This window comes from Maribacter hydrothermalis (assembly GCF_001913155.1).
GTDB classification, from domain to species: Bacteria; Bacteroidota; Bacteroidia; order Flavobacteriales; family Flavobacteriaceae; genus Maribacter; species Maribacter hydrothermalis.
In genome coordinates, this window is the sequence record NZ_CP018760.1 from 24,381 (window position 1) to 46,186 (window position 21,806).

Annotated in this window: 25 protein-coding genes; 9 read left to right on the forward strand and 16 right to left on the reverse strand. The window is 33.1% G+C overall.

Going from position 1 to position 21,806, the window contains the following annotated elements; genetic code table 11:
* Positions 1 to 12: 12 nt before the first annotated feature.
* Both rpsR and rpsF read right to left on the reverse strand, forming a co-directional pair.
* Positions 13 to 309 (reverse strand): 30S ribosomal protein S18, encoded by a 297-nt coding sequence (gene rpsR / locus BTR34_RS00130; protein WP_027067300.1) that lies wholly within the window; start codon positions 307 to 309, stop codon positions 13 to 15.
* Positions 310 to 314: 5 nt separating this feature from the next.
* Positions 315 to 659, reverse strand: a complete 345-nt coding sequence (gene rpsF / locus BTR34_RS00135; RefSeq protein ID WP_068484600.1) for a 30S ribosomal protein S6 — start codon at positions 657 to 659, stop codon at positions 315 to 317.
* A gap of 229 nt (positions 660 to 888) precedes the next feature.
* Between rpsF and BTR34_RS00140 the strand changes: the two genes are divergently transcribed.
* Positions 889 to 1,581: a LytR/AlgR family response regulator transcription factor gene (locus BTR34_RS00140; protein WP_068484599.1), complete on the forward strand. Its 693-nt coding sequence runs from the start codon at positions 889 to 891 to the stop codon at positions 1,579 to 1,581.
* 55 nt (positions 1,582 to 1,636) lie between these two features.
* On the opposite strand, the gene priA is transcribed toward BTR34_RS00140, so the two are convergent.
* Genes priA through nadC form a run of 4 tightly spaced genes read right to left on the reverse strand, consistent with a single transcriptional unit; the run spans position 1,637 to position 6,359 of the window.
* The gene (gene priA, locus BTR34_RS00145) at positions 1,637 to 4,093 is read right to left on the reverse strand and encodes a replication restart helicase PriA (RefSeq protein ID WP_068484598.1); all 2,457 of its coding nucleotides are present in this window, start codon (positions 4,091 to 4,093) and stop codon (positions 1,637 to 1,639) included.
* A 2-nt stretch (positions 4,094 to 4,095) separates the two neighbouring features.
* Positions 4,096 to 4,536 carry a DUF2147 domain-containing protein gene (locus BTR34_RS00150; RefSeq protein WP_068484597.1) on the reverse strand — a complete coding sequence of 147 codons (441 nt, stop codon included), beginning with the start codon at positions 4,534 to 4,536 and terminating at the stop codon, positions 4,096 to 4,098.
* Positions 4,533 to 5,501, reverse strand: coding sequence for a YihY/virulence factor BrkB family protein (locus BTR34_RS00155; RefSeq protein WP_068484596.1), 969 nt, complete (start codon positions 5,499 to 5,501; stop codon positions 4,533 to 4,535). The genes BTR34_RS00150 and BTR34_RS00155 overlap by 4 nt, the downstream gene beginning before the upstream one ends.
* The gene (gene nadC, locus BTR34_RS00160; protein WP_068484595.1) at positions 5,502 to 6,359 is read right to left on the reverse strand and encodes a carboxylating nicotinate-nucleotide diphosphorylase; all 858 of its coding nucleotides are present in this window, start codon (positions 6,357 to 6,359) and stop codon (positions 5,502 to 5,504) included. It lies immediately after the preceding gene.
* Between the two features lie 65 nt (positions 6,360 to 6,424).
* Between nadC and rlmH the strand changes: the two genes are divergently transcribed.
* Positions 6,425 to 6,898, forward strand: coding sequence for a 23S rRNA (pseudouridine(1915)-N(3))-methyltransferase RlmH (gene rlmH, locus BTR34_RS00165; RefSeq protein ID WP_068484594.1), 474 nt, complete (start codon positions 6,425 to 6,427; stop codon positions 6,896 to 6,898).
* Positions 6,899 to 6,912: 14 nt separating this feature from the next.
* On the opposite strand, the gene BTR34_RS00170 is transcribed toward rlmH, so the two are convergent.
* The 6 genes from BTR34_RS00170 to BTR34_RS00195 form a co-directional block, all read right to left on the reverse strand.
* Positions 6,913 to 7,614, reverse strand: a complete 702-nt coding sequence (locus BTR34_RS00170) for a type IV pili methyl-accepting chemotaxis transducer N-terminal domain-containing protein (protein ID WP_197496162.1) — start codon at positions 7,612 to 7,614, stop codon at positions 6,913 to 6,915.
* Positions 7,615 to 7,892: 278 nt separating this feature from the next.
* Positions 7,893 to 9,785, reverse strand: coding sequence for a phosphoglycerate dehydrogenase (serA, locus tag BTR34_RS00175; RefSeq protein ID WP_068484592.1), 1,893 nt, complete (start codon positions 9,783 to 9,785; stop codon positions 7,893 to 7,895).
* A gap of 136 nt (positions 9,786 to 9,921) precedes the next feature.
* Positions 9,922 to 10,710: an alpha/beta fold hydrolase gene (locus tag BTR34_RS00180; protein ID WP_068484591.1), complete on the reverse strand. Its 789-nt coding sequence runs from the start codon at positions 10,708 to 10,710 to the stop codon at positions 9,922 to 9,924.
* Between the two features lie 2 nt (positions 10,711 to 10,712).
* Complete coding sequence (locus tag BTR34_RS00185) at positions 10,713 to 11,408, reverse strand: DUF3307 domain-containing protein (protein ID WP_068484590.1); 696 nt, start codon at positions 11,406 to 11,408, stop codon at positions 10,713 to 10,715.
* A gap of 1 nt (position 11,409) precedes the next feature.
* Positions 11,410 to 12,015 (reverse strand): SatD family protein, encoded by a 606-nt coding sequence (locus BTR34_RS00190; RefSeq protein WP_068484589.1) that lies wholly within the window; start codon positions 12,013 to 12,015, stop codon positions 11,410 to 11,412.
* A 90-nt stretch (positions 12,016 to 12,105) separates the two neighbouring features.
* Positions 12,106 to 12,558 carry a methyltransferase family protein gene (locus tag BTR34_RS00195; RefSeq protein ID WP_068484588.1) on the reverse strand — a complete coding sequence of 151 codons (453 nt, stop codon included), beginning with the start codon at positions 12,556 to 12,558 and terminating at the stop codon, positions 12,106 to 12,108.
* Positions 12,559 to 12,618: 60 nt separating this feature from the next.
* On the opposite strand from BTR34_RS00195, the gene BTR34_RS00200 reads away from it, so the two are divergent.
* The 5 genes from BTR34_RS00200 to BTR34_RS00220 all read left to right on the forward strand — a co-directional run bounded on the left by BTR34_RS00200 (position 12,619) and on the right by BTR34_RS00220 (position 18,405).
* Positions 12,619 to 13,206 carry a non-canonical purine NTP diphosphatase gene (locus tag BTR34_RS00200; RefSeq protein WP_068484587.1) on the forward strand — a complete coding sequence of 196 codons (588 nt, stop codon included), beginning with the start codon at positions 12,619 to 12,621 and terminating at the stop codon, positions 13,204 to 13,206.
* Entirely contained in the window at positions 13,193 to 13,837 is a 645-nt protein-coding gene (locus BTR34_RS00205) for a DUF4337 domain-containing protein (RefSeq protein ID WP_082960160.1), read from the forward strand. Before BTR34_RS00200 ends, BTR34_RS00205 begins: the two co-directional genes overlap by 14 nt.
* 159 nt (positions 13,838 to 13,996) lie before the next feature.
* Complete coding sequence (locus tag BTR34_RS00210; protein WP_068484585.1) at positions 13,997 to 15,817, forward strand: DEAD/DEAH box helicase; 1,821 nt, start codon at positions 13,997 to 13,999, stop codon at positions 15,815 to 15,817.
* A gap of 75 nt (positions 15,818 to 15,892) precedes the next feature.
* Entirely contained in the window at positions 15,893 to 16,663 is a 771-nt protein-coding gene (locus BTR34_RS00215; RefSeq protein ID WP_068484584.1) for a carboxypeptidase-like regulatory domain-containing protein, read from the forward strand.
* Between the two features lie 50 nt (positions 16,664 to 16,713).
* Positions 16,714 to 18,405, forward strand: coding sequence for an alpha-amylase family glycosyl hydrolase (locus tag BTR34_RS00220; protein WP_068484583.1), 1,692 nt, complete (start codon positions 16,714 to 16,716; stop codon positions 18,403 to 18,405).
* Between the two features lie 5 nt (positions 18,406 to 18,410).
* On the opposite strand, the gene BTR34_RS00225 is transcribed toward BTR34_RS00220, so the two are convergent.
* The 3 genes from BTR34_RS00225 to BTR34_RS00235 are packed head-to-tail and all read right to left on the reverse strand — an operon-like array spanning position 18,411 to position 20,002.
* Positions 18,411 to 18,776, reverse strand: a complete 366-nt coding sequence (locus BTR34_RS00225; RefSeq protein ID WP_068484582.1) for a VOC family protein — start codon at positions 18,774 to 18,776, stop codon at positions 18,411 to 18,413.
* A gap of 3 nt (positions 18,777 to 18,779) precedes the next feature.
* The gene (locus BTR34_RS00230; RefSeq protein WP_068484581.1) at positions 18,780 to 19,307 is read right to left on the reverse strand and encodes an SRPBCC family protein; all 528 of its coding nucleotides are present in this window, start codon (positions 19,305 to 19,307) and stop codon (positions 18,780 to 18,782) included.
* A gap of 41 nt (positions 19,308 to 19,348) precedes the next feature.
* Complete coding sequence (locus BTR34_RS00235) at positions 19,349 to 20,002, reverse strand: TrmH family RNA methyltransferase (RefSeq protein ID WP_068485005.1); 654 nt, start codon at positions 20,000 to 20,002, stop codon at positions 19,349 to 19,351.
* A 52-nt stretch (positions 20,003 to 20,054) separates the two neighbouring features.
* Between BTR34_RS00235 and BTR34_RS00240 the strand changes: the two genes are divergently transcribed.
* Complete coding sequence (locus tag BTR34_RS00240) at positions 20,055 to 20,741, forward strand: SIR2 family NAD-dependent protein deacylase (protein WP_068484580.1); 687 nt, start codon at positions 20,055 to 20,057, stop codon at positions 20,739 to 20,741.
* Here the strand turns inward: BTR34_RS00240 and BTR34_RS00245 are convergent.
* Complete coding sequence (locus BTR34_RS00245) at positions 20,710 to 21,183, reverse strand: heme-binding domain-containing protein (RefSeq protein WP_068484579.1); 474 nt, start codon at positions 21,181 to 21,183, stop codon at positions 20,710 to 20,712. The two genes, BTR34_RS00240 and BTR34_RS00245, sit on opposite strands and share 32 nt — an antisense overlap.
* Positions 21,184 to 21,217: 34 nt before the next feature.
* Between BTR34_RS00245 and BTR34_RS00250 the strand changes: the two genes are divergently transcribed.
* Positions 21,218 to 21,784 carry an adenylosuccinate lyase gene (locus BTR34_RS00250; RefSeq protein WP_068484578.1) on the forward strand — a complete coding sequence of 189 codons (567 nt, stop codon included), beginning with the start codon at positions 21,218 to 21,220 and terminating at the stop codon, positions 21,782 to 21,784.
* The last annotated feature ends 22 nt before the right edge of the window (positions 21,785 to 21,806 follow it).

Consider the following 21,806-nt stretch of genomic DNA (forward strand, 5'->3'; position numbering starts at 1 on the left):
GATTCTTTTCTTTTATTTTAATAAATCAGCAACATATGGCATTAACGCCAAATGACGAGCTCTTTTTACGGCTTGTGCCACTTTTCTTTGGTACTTCAATGAAGTTCCTGTAAGTCTTCTAGGTAACAATTTACCTTGCTCGTTTACCAACTTCAATAAAAAATCAGCATCCTTATAATCTACGTACTTAATACCAGATTTTTTAAAACGACAATACTTCTTTTTAGTGTTGGTTTCAATGTTCAATGGAGTAAGATACCTGATCTCTCCATCTTTTTTTCCTTTTGCCTGTTGTTGTAATGTTGCCATAATACTTAAGCTTTAGCGGTTTTTTTGTTTCTTGTTCTTCTTTTCTCTGCCCATGCAACAGCGTGCTTGTCCAATTTAACGGTCAAAAATCGCATAACACGTTCATCTCTTCTAAACTCTTGTTCGTAAGGTGCTACCACCTCACCAACATTAGTGAATTCGAACAAGTGGTAAAATCCACTTTTCTTGTTTTGGATTGGGTAAGCCAATTTCTTTAGCCCCCAATTCTCTTTAGCTACCATTTTGGCGCCATTGTTAATTAAGAAATCCTCGAATTTCTTAACTGTTTCCTCTATCTGTACATCTGATAGAACGGGATTCAAAATGAAAACAGTTTCGTAATGGTTCATATTATATTTGTTTTAAAGAGTGCAAAAATAGCTTTTATTTTAAAATAATTATAAGAAATGTGAATATTCTTCGTTATTGAATGGTAACAACTTTAAAATTTAAACCAAATCTTAATTATATCATCATTACCAATTACACGATCAACAACGCATTGTTCACATCTTTTGTTGCAGTTCAGCATGTTTTTTCGGTTCTTTGTCGATGATTTAACCCCACAAATCAGCCCTTATGAAGTTAAGAAGTATCATCGTTGACGACTCATCCATGCAAAGGATGGCCGTTGCCAAGTTGGTAAACAATCATCCTAATTTAACTATGGTAGCAGAATACAGTAATGCTATCGAAGCTAAGAATGGTATCAAGAATCATGAGATAGATCTTATTTTTCTTGATGTTGAAATGCCAATTATCACCGGGTTCGACCTACTCGAGTCCCTAGAAAACAGTCCTCAGGTAATTTTAATTACCGGTAAACCAGATTATGCACTAAAAGCGTTTGAATATGATGTAACGGATTATTTACATAAACCGATCACCATGGCTCGTTTTGACGCATCGGTTAAAAGAGCGGTTGCTAATTACGAACAGTTGCACAGAGTCAATGAAGACGAAGAGCATATATTCGTAAAGAGTAATCTTAAGAAAAGAAAAGTTATTTTAAATGACATAAAGTGGATTGAAGCGCTTGGTGACTATATAAAATTGGTTACTGATGAAGCTAATATCGTAATCTTATCAACAATGAAATCTTTTGAAAAGCAATTGCCTGATGATAAGTTTTTACGAATTCACAAGTCCTATATAATTAACCTTGAAAAGGTTGAGAAATTCAATAGTAAAAATGTTGAAGTTAGTGGTAGATCAATACCCTTAAGCAGAAACAAAAAATCAGAACTTGCCGAAGCGCTTAGTAACGTATAACATATGATATAATTTTACTTTCAAAAAAGATCGCTTAATAGCGGTCTTTTTTATTTTATATATGATCAACATTATAGATGACTCTTACACTTCTATACAGAGCTACCGCTTTAAATGATTTTTCAATACGACGAACGTTCGCTTTTGTCTGTGCCAAAGATTGAACTTTTTGAACTTTAACAATTATATGTTTTAAGTATTGATTTCGAATACGAGCTACAGGTGGATATTCAGGACCTAAAACCACACCGCCAAAATTAGTACGTAATGCCCCTGCAAACCAATCAGCCGCTTCATTTAGTATATTATAATTTTTATGTTTAAAAGTTACTTTTATAATTCTATTTAACGGAGGATATTTAAACTGTTGACGTTCATACATCTGCTCAGTATACATACCATCATAATCACTTGTAGTAACTTGCTTTAAAATTTGGTGGTAAGGATTATAGGTTTGTATTATAACACGGCCTCTTTTTTTAGTACGCCCTGCCCTACCCGAAACTTGGGTCAATAATTGATAGGTTCTTTCATGTGCCCGATAGTCTGGAAAGTTCAAAAGAGAATCAGCATTCATTACACCAACTAAATTGACATTTCTAAAATCCAGGCCTTTGGTAAGCATTTGTGTACCTACCAAAATATCCAAATCTTGTTGTTCAAATGCTGTAATTATTTTTTCATACCCATGCTTTCCGCGGGTCGTATCCAAATCCATTCGTCCAACTTTAGCTTCGGGAAATAAGCCTATAACTTCTTTCTCTATTTGCTCGGTACCAAAACCTTTTGTGTCTAAATCTGGACTTCCACAAGCAAAACAACTTTCTGGCAATGCAGTATGGTGTCCACAGTAATGACAACGTAATTGGTTTCTAAATTGATGATAGGTTAAACTCACATCGCAATTTGGACATTGAGGCGAATGACCACATGTTAAACACTCCATTAAAGGCGCAAAGCCACGTCTATTCTGAAATAGTATAATTTGAGCACCTTCTTTAAGAGTTTCTTCCATTTCAAGGAAAAGCCTTTCTGAAAAATGACCTTTCATTCTTTTTTTACGAGAGGCTTCCTTAATATCAACTAATTCCATTTCTGGCATTAAAACATTTCCATACCTTCTGGTTATTTCTGCATAACCATATTTACCTGTTTGTGCGTTATAGAAACTTTCTACGCTTGGTGTTGCCGAACCTAGTAATATATTTGCGTTATGAAGATGACCTAAAACTATTGCAGCATCTCGGGCATGATATCTTGGAGCGGGATCAAATTGTTTAAAAGAACTCTCATGTTCCTCATCTACAATTACCAGTCCTAATTTACTAAATGGTAAATACATTGCCGATCTTGCTCCTATAACCAATTGTGCCTTGGGCTTGGCTTGTAAAACATTCTGCCATACTTCTACACGTTCCTGAACATTATATTTAGAATGATAAATGGCTATCTTTTCTCCAAAATACTCTTGAAGCCTACTTATTAACTGGGTAGTCAACGCAATTTCCGGTAGTAAATACAGGGCTTGTAAATCTTTTTCTAGACATTCTTCAATTAATTTTACATAAACTTCAGTTTTACCTGAAGATGTAACTCCTTTTAATAAGGTTACTTTATTTTTTTCAAAAGAAGCTTTAATGTCTGTTAATGCTAATGTTTGGTATTCATTTAAATCTTTTGTTGTAGAATTATCCGTACCACCATCGTAATCTACCCTATCGGTTTTAATAAAATATTCTTCTAGGATGCCCTTATCTACTAAAGATTTAATTACAGCTTTTGAAGTGTTGCTTGACTTTTCTAAATCTGATACTTTAATAGGTTTTTGAGTATTACCTTGTAGTTGAAATAAAGAAAGTACCACTTGACTTTGTTTAGGCGCTCTAGTTAACGAATTTAAAAGTTCCTCGAGTTTTTCATCAGATAAATATGCAGTTCCCAACTTAACATACCTAACCAATTTAGGTTTGTATTGTTCGTAAACTTCTTCTTTTAGTACGATAACTTTCTTTTCTAATAATCTTTGAAGAATGGGAAGTACATTTTTTCTTTCAACTATTGCAGATACTTCCTGAACCTTAAGTATAGACTGGTGTTGTAGGGCCTCAAACACTAAAAACTCATCATCCAGTAGCTGACTTTCATCTATTTCATATGCTCTATTTCTGAGAACTAAGGTTTCACTTTCTAATAAAAATGCTCCTGGTAATGCACTACGTACAACCTCACCCAATGTACACATATAATAGGAGGCAATCCATTCCCAGTGTTTAATTTGAATTTGGTTTACTATCGGGTATTCGTCTAGTAACTGGTGTACTTCTTTTGCTTCATACGCCTCTGGCTGCTGCTGATGAATACCGTGAACAATTCCTGTATATATTTTTGATTTCCCAAAAGGTACGGCAACACGCATACCTACTTGCAGCAATGCCGCTTCTTCTTCAGTAATGCTATAGGTAAAAGTACGCTCTAAGGGTATTGGTAATATTACATTGATGAAATTTGCCATAGTTATCCTTCCACTCGTAACCAAGTTTGGGTTCTGTAAATAAATGCCAAGTATCCCCTAACTTTTAATTCATTTGAATTTTCTGGGTTTAACCATATTTTAAATCTAAAAGTCATTGCTTGCTCCGGGTCAAATAGTCTTTTTCCCTTCCACTCGCCGTCATCATGTTTTTCGCCTGCGGTTATTATTTCCATACCCTCTACAGGCTGGTCTTTTAATTCCCCATCGCATTTTACACAAGTAACCCCTTCTTTACCTTTTTCTAGAATTTTTACCACCTTACCATACATTAAGCCGTTTTTCTTATATATTTCAATAATCCCTTTTGGCAAACCTGTGCGGTCATCTATTGTTTTCCATGTTCCGAATACGGACTGCGCAGAAACATTTATTGATATAGATAGTAAAAACAAAATACTTAATTGAACAGTACGGTTTATCATTCTTTTTTAGTGATTTTTCTTAATGTATTTAACGATGCGTTTAACTCAAAGCCAAGTAGCAATATATTAGAATTTAACCAGATATAAACCATTAAAATTAATAAACCTCCAAGAGCGCCATACAATTCATTATATCTAGCAAATTTTTCAACATATATTCCAAAAAGATAAGAGGTTATTAAAAACAATATTGTAGTCATTAAGGCTCCAAAAGAAAAGAAACTTGCCTGTTTACCTTCTCTGGTTCCAAAATAATAAAGTATAGCAGTGGTAAAATATGACAATACTATAAAGAAAAGAATTTTTGCAATTTGTATACCAAATACCTCTTCATCACCCATTACATAGCCACCTTGCTTCGCCGCAAATTCTGATAAATAACCTAGAATATAGAACTCAAAATAAATAAAGGCCACAAAGCCCAAAATAATTAAAATAGCCAAAATTAAGCCAACCATTAAGGCATAGATATATTGTCTAAAAAAATGTCGTGTTAACTCTATATGATAGGAATTCTCAAACCCTCCAAAAATAGAGTTCACTCCATTTGCAATTAAAAATATGGAAAGAATAAAAGATGACGATAACAAACCTCCTCTTTTTTGGTCTTTAATTTGTTGAAATACTTCTCCAAAATAATCACCTGTTGCGCTAGGTAAAAATGACTCCAAGAACAATCTAAATTGCACATCAAAATCACCATGTTCAATACTTATATAGGACACTAAAAATGGAACTAAAGTAACCATGAAAATTAATAACGGAAACAATGCCATAAACAAGCTAAAAGCAATAGCACTGGCGCGTGTAGATAAGGTTCCATTTAATATGCCAAGAACGTACATTTCTAAAAGGTCATAAACAGAAAGACCTTCAAAACCAGGAAGTCTTAACTTTTTTAAAAGCTTAACAAACCAATTTATAATCGGAATTTTATCTAGTTTCTCCTCTACCTCTAAAGACATTTAAACCGCTTTTAAACTTAAATCCATATTATAAACGGAATGTGTTAATGCTCCGGAGGATATATAATTAACTCCACAATTTGCATATTCCCGAATTGTCTTCTCATTAATTCCACCAGACGATTCCGTAAGGCACTTATTGCCAATTAATTTAACAGCCTCTTTCGTATCCTTATAATCGAAGTTATCAATTAATATACGGTATACTCCTTCTGATTTTAAAATTTCTTTTATTTCATCTAGATTTCTGGCTTCAACAATAATCTTTAAGTCTTTTCCTGTTTCTTTTAAATAATCTTGTGTCTTTTTAATGGCCTTGGTTATTCCGCCGGCAAAGTCAATATGGTTATCCTTCAACATAATCATATCATATAAAGCAAATCTATGATTTTTACCTCCTCCAATTTTAACTGCCCACTTTTCAAGTGCTCGTATTCCGGGAGTTGTTTTTCTAGTATCTAAAATTTTTGTTCCCGTACCTTCCAGTAGATTAACAAACATTTTCGTTTTTGTCGCAATTGCACTCATACGCTGCATTGCATTAAGCACCAAACGTTCTGCTTTCAAAATACTTTGAGAACTACCTTCTACATAAAAGATAATATCACCGTGTTTTACAGGTGAGCCATCTTTAATTAATACGTCTATTTTTAAGTTAGGGTCAACAAAATAAAAAACAAGCTTTGCAAAATCTACCCCAGCAATTATTCCATTATCTTTTACTAATAATTTAGCCCTTCCTACGGCTGCTTCTGGTATGCACGCTAAAGAACTATGATCGCCATCACCAACATCTTCTCTTATTGCATTTGCAATGATCAATGTAATTTCTTCTTTAAACTGTTCTTCTGAAATCATATTTTTAATATCTATTGTACTGCTAAATTACGAAGACATTTATAAAATTGATTTACTTTTGAAATATGACTATAAAACTTTTAGCTATTGGAAAAACTGATAGTTCTCAACTTAATGCGCTCATTGATGTTTATCAGAAGAGATTACAGCATTATGTAAATTTTGAAATAGAACTAATTCCAGATTTGAAAAAAGTCAAGAATCTATCTGAAGACCAACAAAAAGAAAAAGAAGGCGAATTAATTCTTAAAAAACTAACCGCTACAGATGTGCTAATTCTTTTCGATGAAAAGGGAAAACAGTATACCTCAGTAGAGTTTTCGCAATACCTTCAAAAGAAAATGAATTCTGGAATTAAACAATTAGTGTTCGTAATTGGTGGACCATACGGGTTTAGTAATGCTATTTATTCAAAAGCTTCAGGAAAAATTAGTCTTTCTAAAATGACTTTCTCACACCAAATGGTACGTTTGTTTATAACGGAACAAATTTATAGAGCCTATACTATTCTTAAAAATGAGCCTTATCATCATAATTAAAAAATAGCTTAAATCTACTGCTCTTTTTCTAAGGATTTAACCATATTATCAGAAACTATTTCCAAATCCTTTAATTCTTTCATTATAACATCTACCAATTCCTTTTTATGCTCTAAATTTTTCTCTATACCAAGAATGTGACGATACTTCTTAATATTAGTTATATGAGAATTAAAAGCATGGGATTGATGCCATGAAATCTCCTTCAGTTTTTTATTTTGAATTGCAATTTTTTTAATTGATGGATTTATAAAAAAGAAAATCTCTAAAATTAATATCATTAAAGAAAAAACGGCTAACTCTAACTCTACGATCATTAATGTTTTTATATCTTTTTCTGATGATTTTTGAAACTGATTTACTATTGTTTCCATAATTTTTAAAAACGCATCAGCCTCTGCTGAAATAGTAGCGATTGACACTGAATTCAATTTATTAAAATCATTTAAACTGGTAAGAATGGAATTTAAATATGGTTGTAATTTATTAAAATTAGCTTGTATACTTTCATCATCTAATGGATCTAGACCTATTGCAACGTTCCCTTTTTGTAAGGATTCATTGGTGTTTTTAAGCTTATTTAATACCACTCTTAGCTTGCCATAATCACAAGTTGCGTATTTACATTCATATAAGTCTTTTACAATTATTTGAGACAACATTCTTTGTCTACCCGCTATATTTATTCTTAATGCATCATGCCGCTGTTTTGCCAAAGAATATTGTATAATTGATTGTATTAAAATTGTTAACACAATTACGGTAAAAACTAATATGTAATAGTTATTAAAGCTTTTATGACGCTTAAATATTGATGTACTATTTCTTAACATTATTAAGGTTATTTCCTACAAATAACGAATATACCATAATAGTTATCCATTAAATAAATAAATGTTGTAACAATAGATGAAACCAATGTGTACAAGCAAAAACGGCAAGTATTTAATAATACTTGCCGTTTTTGATATAATATTATAACATATTAGGTGTACTAATAAAGTACTCTAAACTTAATAGTATTCTCAACTTTCTTAAGCGCCTTAATAACATCTTTATTATACTCCTTATCCAAGTCAGTTATTACGTAACCAACTTCAGCATCTGTAGATAGGTATTGGCTAGAAATATTTAGTTCGTACTCTGCCAAAACTTTATTGATTTTCGCCATGATACCTGGTACGTTCTTATGAATATGCAAAAAACGATGCGATTTATTTTGTTTTGGTAGTCGAATATTAGGAAAATTAACAGCATCAACCGTATTACCAGAATTTATATAATCCATTATTTTGTTTGGTACAAAATCTGCAATATCACGTTGCGCCTCTTCTGTACTGCCACCTACATGCGGTGTTAAAATAACATTTGAAAATCCCTGTAATTTAGTGTGGAATTCACCATTACTTGCAGGCTCATCTGGGTATACATCTATTGCTGCACCACCAATATGTCCACTCTTTAAACCATTTGCAAGTGCGTCAATATCTACCACAAAACCTCTGGAAAGGTTTATAAGCATTGCACCTTTTTTCATTTGGTTTATTTCTCGTTCTCCTATAAAGTTTTTATTGGCCTTATTATCATCTATATGTAAGGTTACTACGTCAGAAACATTTAACAAGTCTTCAAGTGTATTACATTTTACAGCATTACCTAAAGCCAATTTATCATCAACGTCATAATAGTAAACGCGCATACCCATTGCTTCAGCCAATACCGACAATTGTTTACCTATATTACCATAACCAACAATGCCTAAATTTTTACCGCGAACTTCACGAGACCCAGCGGCCGTCTTTTGCCACTGACCTTCATGTATTTCTCTACTACGGTCAAAAACACTACGCATAAGCATAATAATTTCACCAATAGCCAACTCTACTACAGATCTTGTATTACTATAAGGTGCATTAAAAACAACTACACCTTTCTTTTTTGCATTTTCTAAATCTATTTGAGTTGTTCCAATACAAAAAGCACCAACCGCCAAAAGTTTATCTGCAGCATCTAAAACTGTTTTTGTTACTTGTGTTTTGGAACGAATACCTAAAACATGAACACCCTTAATTTTTTCAATTAGCTCTTCTTCCGATAAACTATTTTTTATCAATTCAACAGAAAAGCCGTCTTCTGATAGGTTATCGAATGCAGCTGTATGTACATTTTCTAATAAAAGGACTTTAATTCTATTCTTGGGATACGAGATATTTCTTGGCAACTTGTTCACAAATAAAAATTCATCTAAATTGGGTGTAACATAATCCGCATTATTAGCGGCCTTTTCTCTATGCACGTTTTCTGTATAAGCAAAAAACTTATCCGCTATACCTGCTTCGCGCATTACATAATCACTATAACCATCTCCTATAACTTGAACTTCACCGTCCAAATTCATTTGTTTTAGGCAATCTATTTTACCATTATGCTGAGATAGTACGTTTTTCTCATCGAAACCAATGATATTATCTTCTTGGTCAAATTTAAAGGTATTTGCATAAACTCTGGCCGAGGGTATATTATACTCTTTAACAATAGGATCAATAAACTCTTTAAAACCGCAAGATATTACATAAATATCATCTGCATATTTTTCAAAAAATTCTTTATTGGATTCTATCGACTTTGATATTTTATTTCGAAGTTCTTTAACTAAGCCGTCTAAATCTTCTTTTTTAGCATGTAATAATTTAATTCGACGCTCTAAAGACTCTGTAAACGAAATATCACCATCTATACCTAGATTTGTGATTTCTTGAATTTCTTTAATTATTTCTTCTTTATTCGACTTTCCTTGTAAAGTCATTTCCGCAAGTACATCCAAGGCTTCTACCCTAGTTAATGTACTATCGAAATCAAAAACATATTTTCTACTTACTTCGACCATTTTAACCTTTTGGTTAGATAAGAATTTTTAAAAAAATAAGTAGCAAATGTAAAAATTTAATTTATCCTGATAAATGATATCCTATAAATAAAACAAAAACCTGTAGTTATGATGCAAAACAATTAAAAGCACTATTTTAATTCAAAAATTTAAGTATTTCAGTTGAAAAATTTGAGGTTTTATAAGTGCCATTATGGTCACCCGGTACATTTACCAAGGAACCATTTTTAAAAACGTGCATCAACTCTGTTGCATTTCCATTATCCGAATCTTCATCTCCACAAATAACAAGAACATTTATTTCTAATTGTCCTAATTCTTTTACAGTGGTTACTGGTTGGTATTTCTGTTGCAAGTGTAGTGAACGCATATCTGCATTAATAGACTTGGCATACGCTACTGCGCCTTTAGTTATCTCATTTACCTCACCATCAAATGCTTTTGCAAACATAATTCTGCGATTCCATTGTGGATTCGTAAAATCTATGCCCATACCTCCTAAAACAGCTTCTTCTATGCGGTTATCCTCTGTCAGTAATTTTGCTAGAACAATACTTCCTCTGGAATAACCTATAGCTTTATACTTTTTTATATTTAAATAATCCATTAATAACCTCAAGTCTTTTACCTCTGCATTATTTTGATATGCTTTGTCTTCTTGTGGTTTATCAGAATCGCCGTTTCCTCGTAAATCTGGAATTATTACTCTGTATCCGGCATCTAGTAAGTCCTTCTTTAACACTGTTTTATCCCATGATTTTTTTGAATTTAAAAAACCATGGAGCAATAATGCAGGCTCTCCTACCCCTTCATCAATATACGCAATATGTACACCATCAAAAGATTCAAAATTACCGACCTGAGAATAAATAGTATGAGTAATTACGAGTAGAAATAAACTGAAGTAACAAATCTTTTGATACATAATCAATTAATATATAGAAGCCCTGCTAAAATGGCTAAACCGAAACTTACCAAGGTACCAATTAAAATATATTCAGTAAGTTTTCTATTATTACGTTCTTTAAGGTCATTAAATCTAAAGACAGATTTAGCGGCAATTAATAGTCCTATTACTTCCCACCTACCTATTACAATAAATATCAACACAAATAGCCTTTCAATTATACCAATATACTTTCCGGCATTGGGTAGTGATTTATGGTCGGTCTCTATCTGATTGGACATACCTTCCAAAATTTTTCCCATAATAATCGCCGCCGGATAAGTAACAAAAACTATGGCCGTTACCAAATACCAGTCTAAATTTTTAAAAAGAGATAAGGTATGGTCATATAAATTAGCGTAGAATACACAGCAGTAGATTATTATAATATGTAAACCTTGATCAATAAAAAATGGAATACTTTTATTTCTGAACAAAGAATCGGAATATAGCTTAAGTATATCTATGATTAAATGACTAACAGTAATTATAAGGGCGATTCTCCAGAAAGAGAAATCCCACAGTATTACTAAATACAGCCCAAAATGCAGTAATACATGCAGGTATAAATACTTAGAGGTTATTTTATTAGATTGTTTGTGAACAACCCATTTATTTGGCTGTAGTATAAAATCACCTATTAGATGAGCTAAAATCAATTTTATAAATAGTAACATGCTACTCCTCTATTAATAACGCTTCATAATAGGCTAATACCTCTAAAACTAAATCCAACCTTGCTCTTTTAAGTCGTTGACTAACTGCTGATTGTTTAATTCCCAGTTTTTGCGCAATCTCTTTTTGCGAATCTTCGGGGTTGTCTAATACTAATGTGACTATTTCTGCCGAAACAACACTCCAATCATCCATAAAATCCAAGGCCAACTTTAGCATTAAATTTAGCGTACGATCATGGCCTTTATCACCAGTAGCTATACTTAAGTTTACTTTACTTTCTTTAAGTGTTTCAAAATTTCTGCCAGATCGTTGATATGCAGGTCCATTGGATTCTGTGACCCCTTTACCTATATAGGTTTCTAAACCTATCCCTACACCCATCCTAACATCTAAACCCTTAATAGACTTCAGCATTGCCTTAATACGGATTGCAGTAAACAAGGCATTTTTCTTAGTAACTTTTAACTGAAATTCGTCTCCTCTATAAATTTCCCAATTCATAGGCGAAGCCCCAAACGTATTAAAGTATTGCTTTAATAAATCTATCCATATTGAACTTGGATGCTTTTCAGAATTTATAATATCTCCTGTAATTATCGCTATCATGAATATTAATTAAAAAACTAATTTATTAAATTATAAGCAAATATGATAATATTTTTAATTATTAACTATTTAGTTAATATGTATGCAGAACTAAAACCATCTTCTAGTTAAAGTACAATACTCTTTAAAAGAACGACCAAACTTATCCAATAAAACACGTTCTTCAGGTATAATCTGAAAACGATTCATATACCCAACAAATGCAGCCGCTACAAGTGTATTAAAAGCATTACCCAAAAAAACACCGAACGCCAATAAAGCAACTAACATCGCTAAATACATTGGATTTCTAGAAAACTTAAACACCCCATTTACAACTAATTTAGAAGCATTATTGGGCTTCGTAGGGTCAATTATTGTCTTTGCTATATAAAATTGAAAAAGCGCAGCGAATGCAATTAGAACACCAAATGCTATTAAAATTTTAACCAGTAAGATTCTTCCAAAAAAATCAAAGAAACCAAAAGGCAAAAATGAAGCTAAAATATACATCGTTAAACCAAAAAATAAAAATACGATAGCGGGTGGTAACTTTAATTCCATCTTATAAAATTACTACTTTTGAAGATGTAAAATGAATTAATTACACATCAAATTCATCAAATGAAGCTTGTTTTTGCCACCCACAACCCCAACAAATTAAAAGAAATTCAAAAACTAGTCCCTTCATTTATTGAATTGGTTAGTTTAGATGAAATAGGATGTACAGAAGACATACCCGAAACTGCTAGCAGCTTAGAAGGCAATGCAAGAATAAAAGCTAGCTATGTAACCAAAACCTATAACTTTCCCTGCTTTGCCGATGACACAGGTTTAATAGTTAACGCGCTCAATGGTGAACCCGGTGTATACTCAGCACGCTATGCTGGTCCGCAGAAAAATTCTAAAGCAAATATGACAAAATTGTTAAGGAATTTGAAGTATAAAAATAATAGAACCGCTTTCTTTAAAACAGTAATTGCATTAAATATAAAAGGTGAAACACATATATTTGAAGGAACAGTAGATGGTGAAATTACAGAAAAGGAAACAGGACAAAACGGTTTTGGTTATGACCCAATATTTAAACCAAATGGTTACGAGGAAACATTTGGGCAATTACCATTGTCTGTAAAAAATAAAATAAGCCATCGTGGTCTGGCATTTAAAAAGTTAATTACCTATTTAAATAATATTAATGTTACAAGATAAAAATAACAGAGAAACAGTAGAGGTATCCGTGGCATCTGAAAGGGCTGAAGCCATAGGCGGTGTTTTAATTGCTTTATTTGCTGCCTTAATGGCCATTTCGCAAATGGTTAATGGAGAATTAGAGGAAGAAATGATGATTGCCCACAACAATGTGGTAAGTTACTCTAGCTGGTACCAATCTAAAAGCATTAAAGAAAGTTTAAAGGAAAGTGAGCTTGACTATTTAGCTGCCTTAATAGAAAGCGGAATTGTCACCGACGATAAAGTGCCTGTAATTAATCAGAAAATAGTAGAGGTAAAAGAGAAGATTATAAAATATGAAGCTGAAAAGACTGAGATACTTTTAGGTTCCGTTAAAGTAGGTAAAGAAAACTGGGTACAGGACATAGAAGGTGAAATGGGAATAATAACCGGGGTCAAAGAATGGGAACAGTTAACCCAAACTTATGATTATGCCACCAAAAGATTCGACTATGCATTACTTTTTTATCAAATCTGCATAGTACTTGGTGCCGTATGCATCATAATTTATGATAATCCTAAACTACAAAAAGGCTTAATTGTACTAATGATTATCTTTGGTATAACAGGTACTTTCCTCTCCGTATATGGCTATTTACTGGCTCCTTAGCATTACTTACTATTTAATTATACCGAACCAATTATTCGCAGTACCTTTGCAAATTAATTAACGCCGCTAGTATAGCATGTGTTGCGCTGAGTATAAATAGGTTATAAACGATAATCGCTCTATGCAACATTCATATTTGCGATTTAGTAAAACATATTTATGACAAAGTTTGAAGCACTAGGACTGCAAAAGTCCTTATTAGATGCTATTACTGATATGGGTTTTGAAACCCCATCAGAAGTACAAGAAAAAGCAATCCCAATTTTATTGGAAAGTGAAACCGATTTGGTTGCCTTAGCGCAAACAGGTACAGGTAAAACTGCCGCATTCGGCTTTCCTTTAATTCAAAAAATTGATAGAGATAGTAGAACCACACAAGGTTTAATTCTATCACCAACTCGTGAGCTTTGTTTGCAAATCACCAATGAAATGCAAGCATACTCTAAGTATGAACGTAATATTAACGTAGTTGCTATTTACGGTGGCGCCAGTATTACGGAACAAGCAAGACAAATAAAAAGAGGTGCTCAAATAATAGTAGCTACCCCAGGTAGAATGAAAGATATGATCAGCAGACGTCTTGTTGATATTTCTAAAATAGACTATTGTGTTCTTGACGAAGCAGATGAAATGCTGAACATGGGCTTTATGGAAGATATTAAAGAGATTCTTTCCAATACGCCTAAAGAAAAATCTACTTGGTTATTTTCTGCTACCATGCCTAAAGAGGTAGCAGTTATTGCTAAAAAATTCATGCATTCTCCACAAGAGATTACAGTGGGTGCCAAAAACTCTGGTGCATCAACTGTACAACATGAATATTATGTTGTTGGCGGTAGAGACCGCTACCCTGCTTTAAAAAGATTAGCAGATACCAACCCAGATATTTTTTCCGTTATTTTCTGTAGAACAAAACGTGATACGCAAAAAGTTGCCGAAAAACTAATCGAAGACGGTTATAATGCTGGTGCTTTACACGGAGATTTAAGCCAGAACCAAAGAGATTTGGTAATGAACTCTTTCCGTAAGAAACAAATACAAATGTTAGTGGCAACTGATGTAGCTGCACGTGGTATTGATGTGGATGACATTACACATGTTATCAATTACCAATTACCAGATGAAATAGAAACGTACACACACCGAAGTGGTAGAACTGGTAGAGCGGGTAAATCTGGTATCTCCATGGTTATTATTACCCGTAGTGAACAACGCAAGATAAAGGCAATTGAAAATAAAATCAATCAAAAGTTTTTAGCTAAACAAATTCCTTCAGGAATGGAAATTTGTGAGATTCAATTGTATCATTTAGCCAATAAAATAAAGGACACAAAAATAAATAAAGATGTTGATAGCTACTTACCGGCTATTAACGAGGTTTTCGAAGGTATTGATCGCGAGGATTTAATAAAAAAAATTGTTTCAGTTGAATTTACAAGATTCTTCAACTATTACAATAAAACCAAAGACCTTAACTCTACCGATAATGGTAGAGATAGAGGCGAAGGTAGAGATAGAGCAGAAATACCAACTAGTGGTGCCGTTCGCTATTTCATAAACGTCGGTGAAAAAGACGGATATGATTGGATGTCATTAAAAGATTTCATTAGGGATACCGTTGGCCTTGGTCAAGAAGACGTATTTAAAGTAGATGTGAAAGAAAGTTTTTCGTTCTTTAATACCGAAGCAGAAGCTACACAACAAATACTTGATAAATTCACCGAATTTAAAGTTGATGGTAGATTCGTAAATGTTGAAGTTTCCAAAAACCCTGGTGGCGGTGGCGGTAGCCGACGCAGAAGCGGAGGCGGTGGCGGTTTCAAAGGAAAAAGAAGCGGCAGAAGAGATGATGACCGTGGTGGAAGAGGAAGAAAAGATAGTGATCGCGAATCTAAAGGAAGAAGACGTGATCGTAGTGAATCTAGCAGTCCAAACTCTGGAAAAAGACGAAGCACTAAAAGAAAGGGAGATTTCTTTTAGTTAATTGTATATTAAAAATACGCTTCGGCGTATTTTTTTTATTTTGTTTGTATCCTTAAACTTGGCGTCAATAGCATGAAATACCTTTTATTAGTCTTAATTACTTTAAGTTCCCTTATTGGATTTTCACAAGACACAGAAGAAAGTCAACGGTTAAGTGCCATAGTTATAAACGCACAAACCCAAGAAGTTCTTGAAAGTGTCCATGTCGTTAATTTAAACCAAGTATTTGGTACTATAACCAATGAAAAAGGAGAGTTTTCAATAACCGCAGCAGTTAATGATACTTTATATTTTTCCTTTTTAGGATTTAAATCTCAAAAAATTAGGGTTACCAATGATATGTTCAAATTTAAAGACACCAAAATTTCTTTAACAGAATTGGCTTATGCCTTGGAAGAAGTAATTGTTAGACCCTATCAACTTACGGGATATTTAGAAATTGATGTTAAAAATCTTCCAATAAATAATGCCTATCAGTATAGCATATCTGGCTTAGGTGTCAGCTACGAAGGTGGTAGTAAAAACCCTAGTGCAGTAACAAAAGTCTTAGGTGCAATTTTAAATCCTGCAGATTTACTTCGAAACTTATTTGGAAAGAAACCCGCACAAATGCGTAAACTAAGACAAATGCGAGAAGACGATGAAATTCGTAATTTGTTGGCATCAAAATTTGATAGAGAAACGCTTACTGAATTTCTTCAGTTAGAAAAAGTAGATATTCAAGATATTCTTAATAATTGTAATTACTCAAAATCTTTCATTACAACGGCCAATGACCTTCAAATTCTTGATGCTATTAGTAGCTGTTTCGAAGAATATAAAGTACTTAATAGAAAAAAATAATATTTTTTAAATTCAAATCCTTGTTATAGCTTTAAAGCAAATAACAGGAAATGAAAAAGTTGTTCTTATTTATAGTATGTTTTATGGTTTTGGTTTCTTGCCAACCAAACACTAAAAACAAAGTTGAAAAAATTGTAATTGTCAACGACACTTTAAATAAACCCAACAAGAATCCTAATTTTCAATGGGAAGCCGCAACTATTTACTTTTTACTTACCGATCGTTTTAATAATGGCAACCCAAATAATGACCTCAATTTTGAACGTGATTCAGAAACTGGAAAGCTAAGAGGATTTATGGGAGGTGATATTCAAGGTATTACCCAAAAAATTCAAGAAGGTTATTTTTCTAAGCTTGGCGTAAACGCAATATGGTTTACCCCTGTAATTGAACAGGTTCATGGTGATACGGATGAGGGTACTGGCAACACGTACGGCTATCATGGCTATTGGGCAAAAGATTGGACTGCATTAGACCCCAATTTTGGTACTGAAAAAGATTTAAATCAATTAGTTAAAACTGCACATGAAAACGGTATACGAGTTTTATTGGACGTCGTTTTAAACCATACCGGACCCGTAACTGAAAGAGACCCTGTTTGGCCTAAAGAATGGGTGAGAACATCCCCTACTTGCGAATTTACAACATATGAAAACACAACGGAATGTACTCTTGTGGCTAACTTACCTGATATTTTAACTGAATCGGATATCGCTGTAAACTTACCCGATGCTCTTTTAGCAAAGTGGAAGGTTGAAGGTAGATTAAGTGAAGAATTAGACGAGTTAGACTTATTTTTTGACCGAACTGGCTACCCAAGAGCTCCTAAGTTTTATATAATTAAGTGGTTAACCGATTATATTAATAAATACGGAGTAGACGGATTTAGGGTTGATACTGTTAAACATGTAAATGAAAATTCTTGGGCCGAATTATATAAGGAATCTTCAATAGCATTTGAACTTTGGAAAAAGAAAAACAAAGACCAAGTTTTAGATGACAACCCTTTTTATATGGTTGGTGAAGTATATAATTATGGTATATCTAGTGGGCAGGAGTACGACTTCGGAGACAAAAAAGTAAATTATTTTGATAATGGATTTAAGAGCCTTATCAATTTTGAATTAAAGACGGATGCCGAAAAGGATTATGAATCTATTTTTACCAAATACAGCAAACTTTTACACACTACTTTAAAAAACAAAAGCGTTCTAAACTACCTTACATCACATGATGATGGCCAACCTTTTGATAAGGAAAGAACTAATCCGAAACGGGCAGCAAATGTATTATTATTGACTCCTGGAGCTTCGCAAATTTACTATGGCGATGAAACTGCACGGGATTTAACCATTGAAGGTACCAAAGGCGATGCCACTTTAAGATCATTTATGAATTGGGACGAATTAGATAGCTTACAGCAAACGAAAGAAATCTTAAGTCATTGGCAAAAACTAGGAACCTTTAGAAATAACCACCCATCTATTGGAGCAGGAATTCACAACCGTATTTCAAAATCTCCATATGTGTTTAGTAGATATTTAAAAAAGGATAATTATGTAGATAAAGTTGTTATTGGTCTAGATTTACCAAAGGGTAAAAAGTCTATTTCCGTAAAAGGTGTTTTTGGAGAAGGCACAAAACTTTATGACAGTTTTTCAAAGACTGAAACAATAGTAACTAAAGGTAAAGTTATACTTGAAAATAATCTAGATATAGCTTTGCTTGAATTAGCTCAATAAGATAACTACTTATTGGAATGTACGGCTATTCTATTGCCCTCGGTATCTTTTAATAGGCCCATAAACCCATGCCCTTCCCCTATTTCGGATTTTGGCTGTATCACTTGTCCACCTGCTTTTTCAACTTTGCCTAATACAACTGCCGCATCTTCGCACGCAAAGTAAATTAAGGTACCATCTGTTAAACTAGGTACATATTGCATATGCTGTACCAAGGCACCATTGGCGACTCCTAAGTTTGGTTTACCTGGGAATAAACCCATAACAAATTCCCCAAAATTATTAACTGTAATAGTTACGTCCAATATAGTTTCATAAAACTTTTTAGCGCGCTCCATATTAATCACCGGAACTTCAAACCATGCTATCATAAATTATTTGTTTAAATTGTTTTTTAAATTTTGAAGTCCTTGTTCAAAATCTTTACCTACCATTTTATCCATACTCATAAACAGCATCATTATATTCATAGGAAATTTATTATTTCCGGTAAAACCCCAAGTAACCTTGCTTCTGTTCCCGTCTAGTTCTTCAAGTTCCATATAACAATCTGATTGAGACTTATATGGCTTTAAAAATCTTAAGTCCTGTTCAATTCGTTTACCTTCTACTATTTTAGTTATTTCTTGTTCCCCCTCACCTACTTCTTTATTACCGTTCCAATAACTTACAGCACCAATTTCGCCATCAATGCCAGTAAATTTTTGTTCCATATTAGGGTCTTTTTTAGCCCAAGGAGACCATTCTTGTTGCTTTTTTAAATACTTAAGGTTCTCCCAAACTATATCTGTAGAATGGTCGAAATCAATACTTCTAGAAACATTGTAATTTTTAGGTGCGATTAAAGCCATTAAAATTACCAACGCCAATAAAATTCCTATAATAATTAATGCAGTATACATTCTTTAGCTATTTAGTTGTTAATTAACAAGTAAAGCAAATTTTAATTATCGGTATTATACCTTTCTAATATATCATCTATACTTCTTATTGATTTCTTGGTCCAATTTAATCGTAATTCCAACATTTCATCCGAAGTCAATTTCCAATCTACATTTGATGATTTTAACTTAGTAGTTAAATGTTGTAATATAATTGCTGCCGACACCGATATATTAAGACTTTCGGTAAAACCAACCATTGGTATTTTTAAATATGCATCTGAGTTTTCCAATACATAATCACTTAAACCTTTTTTCTCCGTTCCAAAAAACAAAGCGATTTTGCTATCTAACTTAAAATCTTGTAATAATGAACCATCTGCATGCGGACTTGTAGCTACAATTTTGTAGCCCTTGTTTCTTAATGAATCGATAACCTGTTTTGAATCTTGATAACGTTTAATATCTACCCATTTCTGTGCTCCCATGGCAATTTCTTCATCTAGGCGTTTACCATATTTACCCTCTATTAAATGTGCTGTCTGTATTCCAAAAGATTCGCAACTTCTAACTACCGCACTGGTATTATGCATTTGAAAAACATCTTCTACCGCGACTGTTATATAATTAGTCCGCTGACTCATTATATCCGTAAACCTTTCTTTCCTATTTTCTGAAATTAACTCTTCTAAATAAGCTAAAAGCTTCATATCTATCATACAACCAAGATAAGAAAAGTATATTTTTAAACTCAAACTAATACTTCAGGTGAAAAACATTGCAATTTTAACAGGAGCCGGAATATCCGCAGAAAGCGGATTAAAAACCTTTAGAGATTCTAACGGTCTCTGGGAAGGTCATGATGTTATGACAGTTGCTTCTCCTGAAGGTTTTCAAAGTAATCCTAAATTAGTTTTGGATTTTTACAATCAACGTAGAAGACAATTATTAAAAGTTCAACCAAATAATGCGCATAAAGCCTTAGTTCATTTAGAAAAACACTTTAACGCGCATGTTATAACGCAGAATGTAGATGATTTACATGAACGTGCAGGAAGCTCAAAAGTAATTCATTTACATGGCGAGCTGTTAAAAGCGCGTAGTACCGTTAATAAGGAAGATATTTTTGAATGGAAGAAAGATATCTTATTAGGAGATTATTGCAAGTGCGGTTACCAAATAAGGCCACATATTGTTTGGTTTGGAGAAGAAGTACCCCTATTAGATACAGCCATAAACATAACAGAACAGGCAGATATCATCATTATTATTGGTACGTCTATGCAGGTATACCCAGCTGCAAGTTTAATAAATTTCGCAAAACCTAATACTCCTATTTACTTCATTGATCCAAACCCTGTATTTACTAATTCTAGAAACAATCATATAACAGTAATTTCCAAAAATGCCGTAAGCGGTGTCCCTACTTTGGTTGCTTCCCTAATTGATAAATAATTCTGGTTTGTTTTGCCCATTCAACCACATCATTTATCTGACTTTTTGAAAGCTTGGCTTTGCTATGTAAAAATGTGTAATCCGTTATAGGCATAGTACCATTCATCACTTCTTCTTCTATTTCTTCTAACAAATGGTCTTTTTTATCTAAAGAATAATTTTCCCATTCAGAAAAATTTAAATGTTCTTTACCTTCATTAACATGATTAGCCAGCCAATAAGAAATAGGTGCTATATTATTGTACCATGGGTACGTTGTATTATTACTATGGCAATCATAGCATGAAGTCGCGAATATTCTTTTTAGTTCTGGTGAAGGATTTGTTTCTTTTAAAAATATAGAAGTGTGATTACCTGCAGATATATTTTTTGTAGGACTAAAAAATTGCATAGCTACCAAAGCGATAACTAGCAGTAGGCTAATTTTTTTTATTACTTTCATATTTGGGGAAAATATCCTTTAAAGATACAATTTTATGACTAAGGATGAACTTAGCAAGGCATTGAATTATGTTAATGCCTCACGAGTAGATAGAACAAAAATGGCTAAAAAAATTGAAGCACAACCCCACTTGATACCTCTTCTTATAGAAATATCAACAGAAAACAACGACCCCGTTTCATGTAAAGCTAGTTGGGTATTAGAGTCCATAGCTAACCAAGACTTAAGTTACATTTATCACTATTTAGATCCATTTATTAATTCATTATCAAAATTAAAGTTAGAATCATCTATACGGCCGGCTTCTAAAATTTGTCAACTTTTGATTCAGCATCATTTTTCGAAAAAATTAACTTCATCAAACCAAATACTTCAAAAAAATCATTTAAATACAATTTCAGAATCGGCATTCGACTGGCTAATTGGCGATCATAAAGTAGCCCCAAAAGCCTACTCCATGACAACCCTTTTACTATTGGGAAGAAAAATTGAATGGATACATTCAGAACTGCAGCTAATTTTAAAACAAAACTATGAGAGTGGTAGCGCTGCCTATAAAGCGCGCGCTAGAAAGACTTTAAAAATTTTAGAAAAAAAATAGTTTTTTTACTCCAAAATACTGT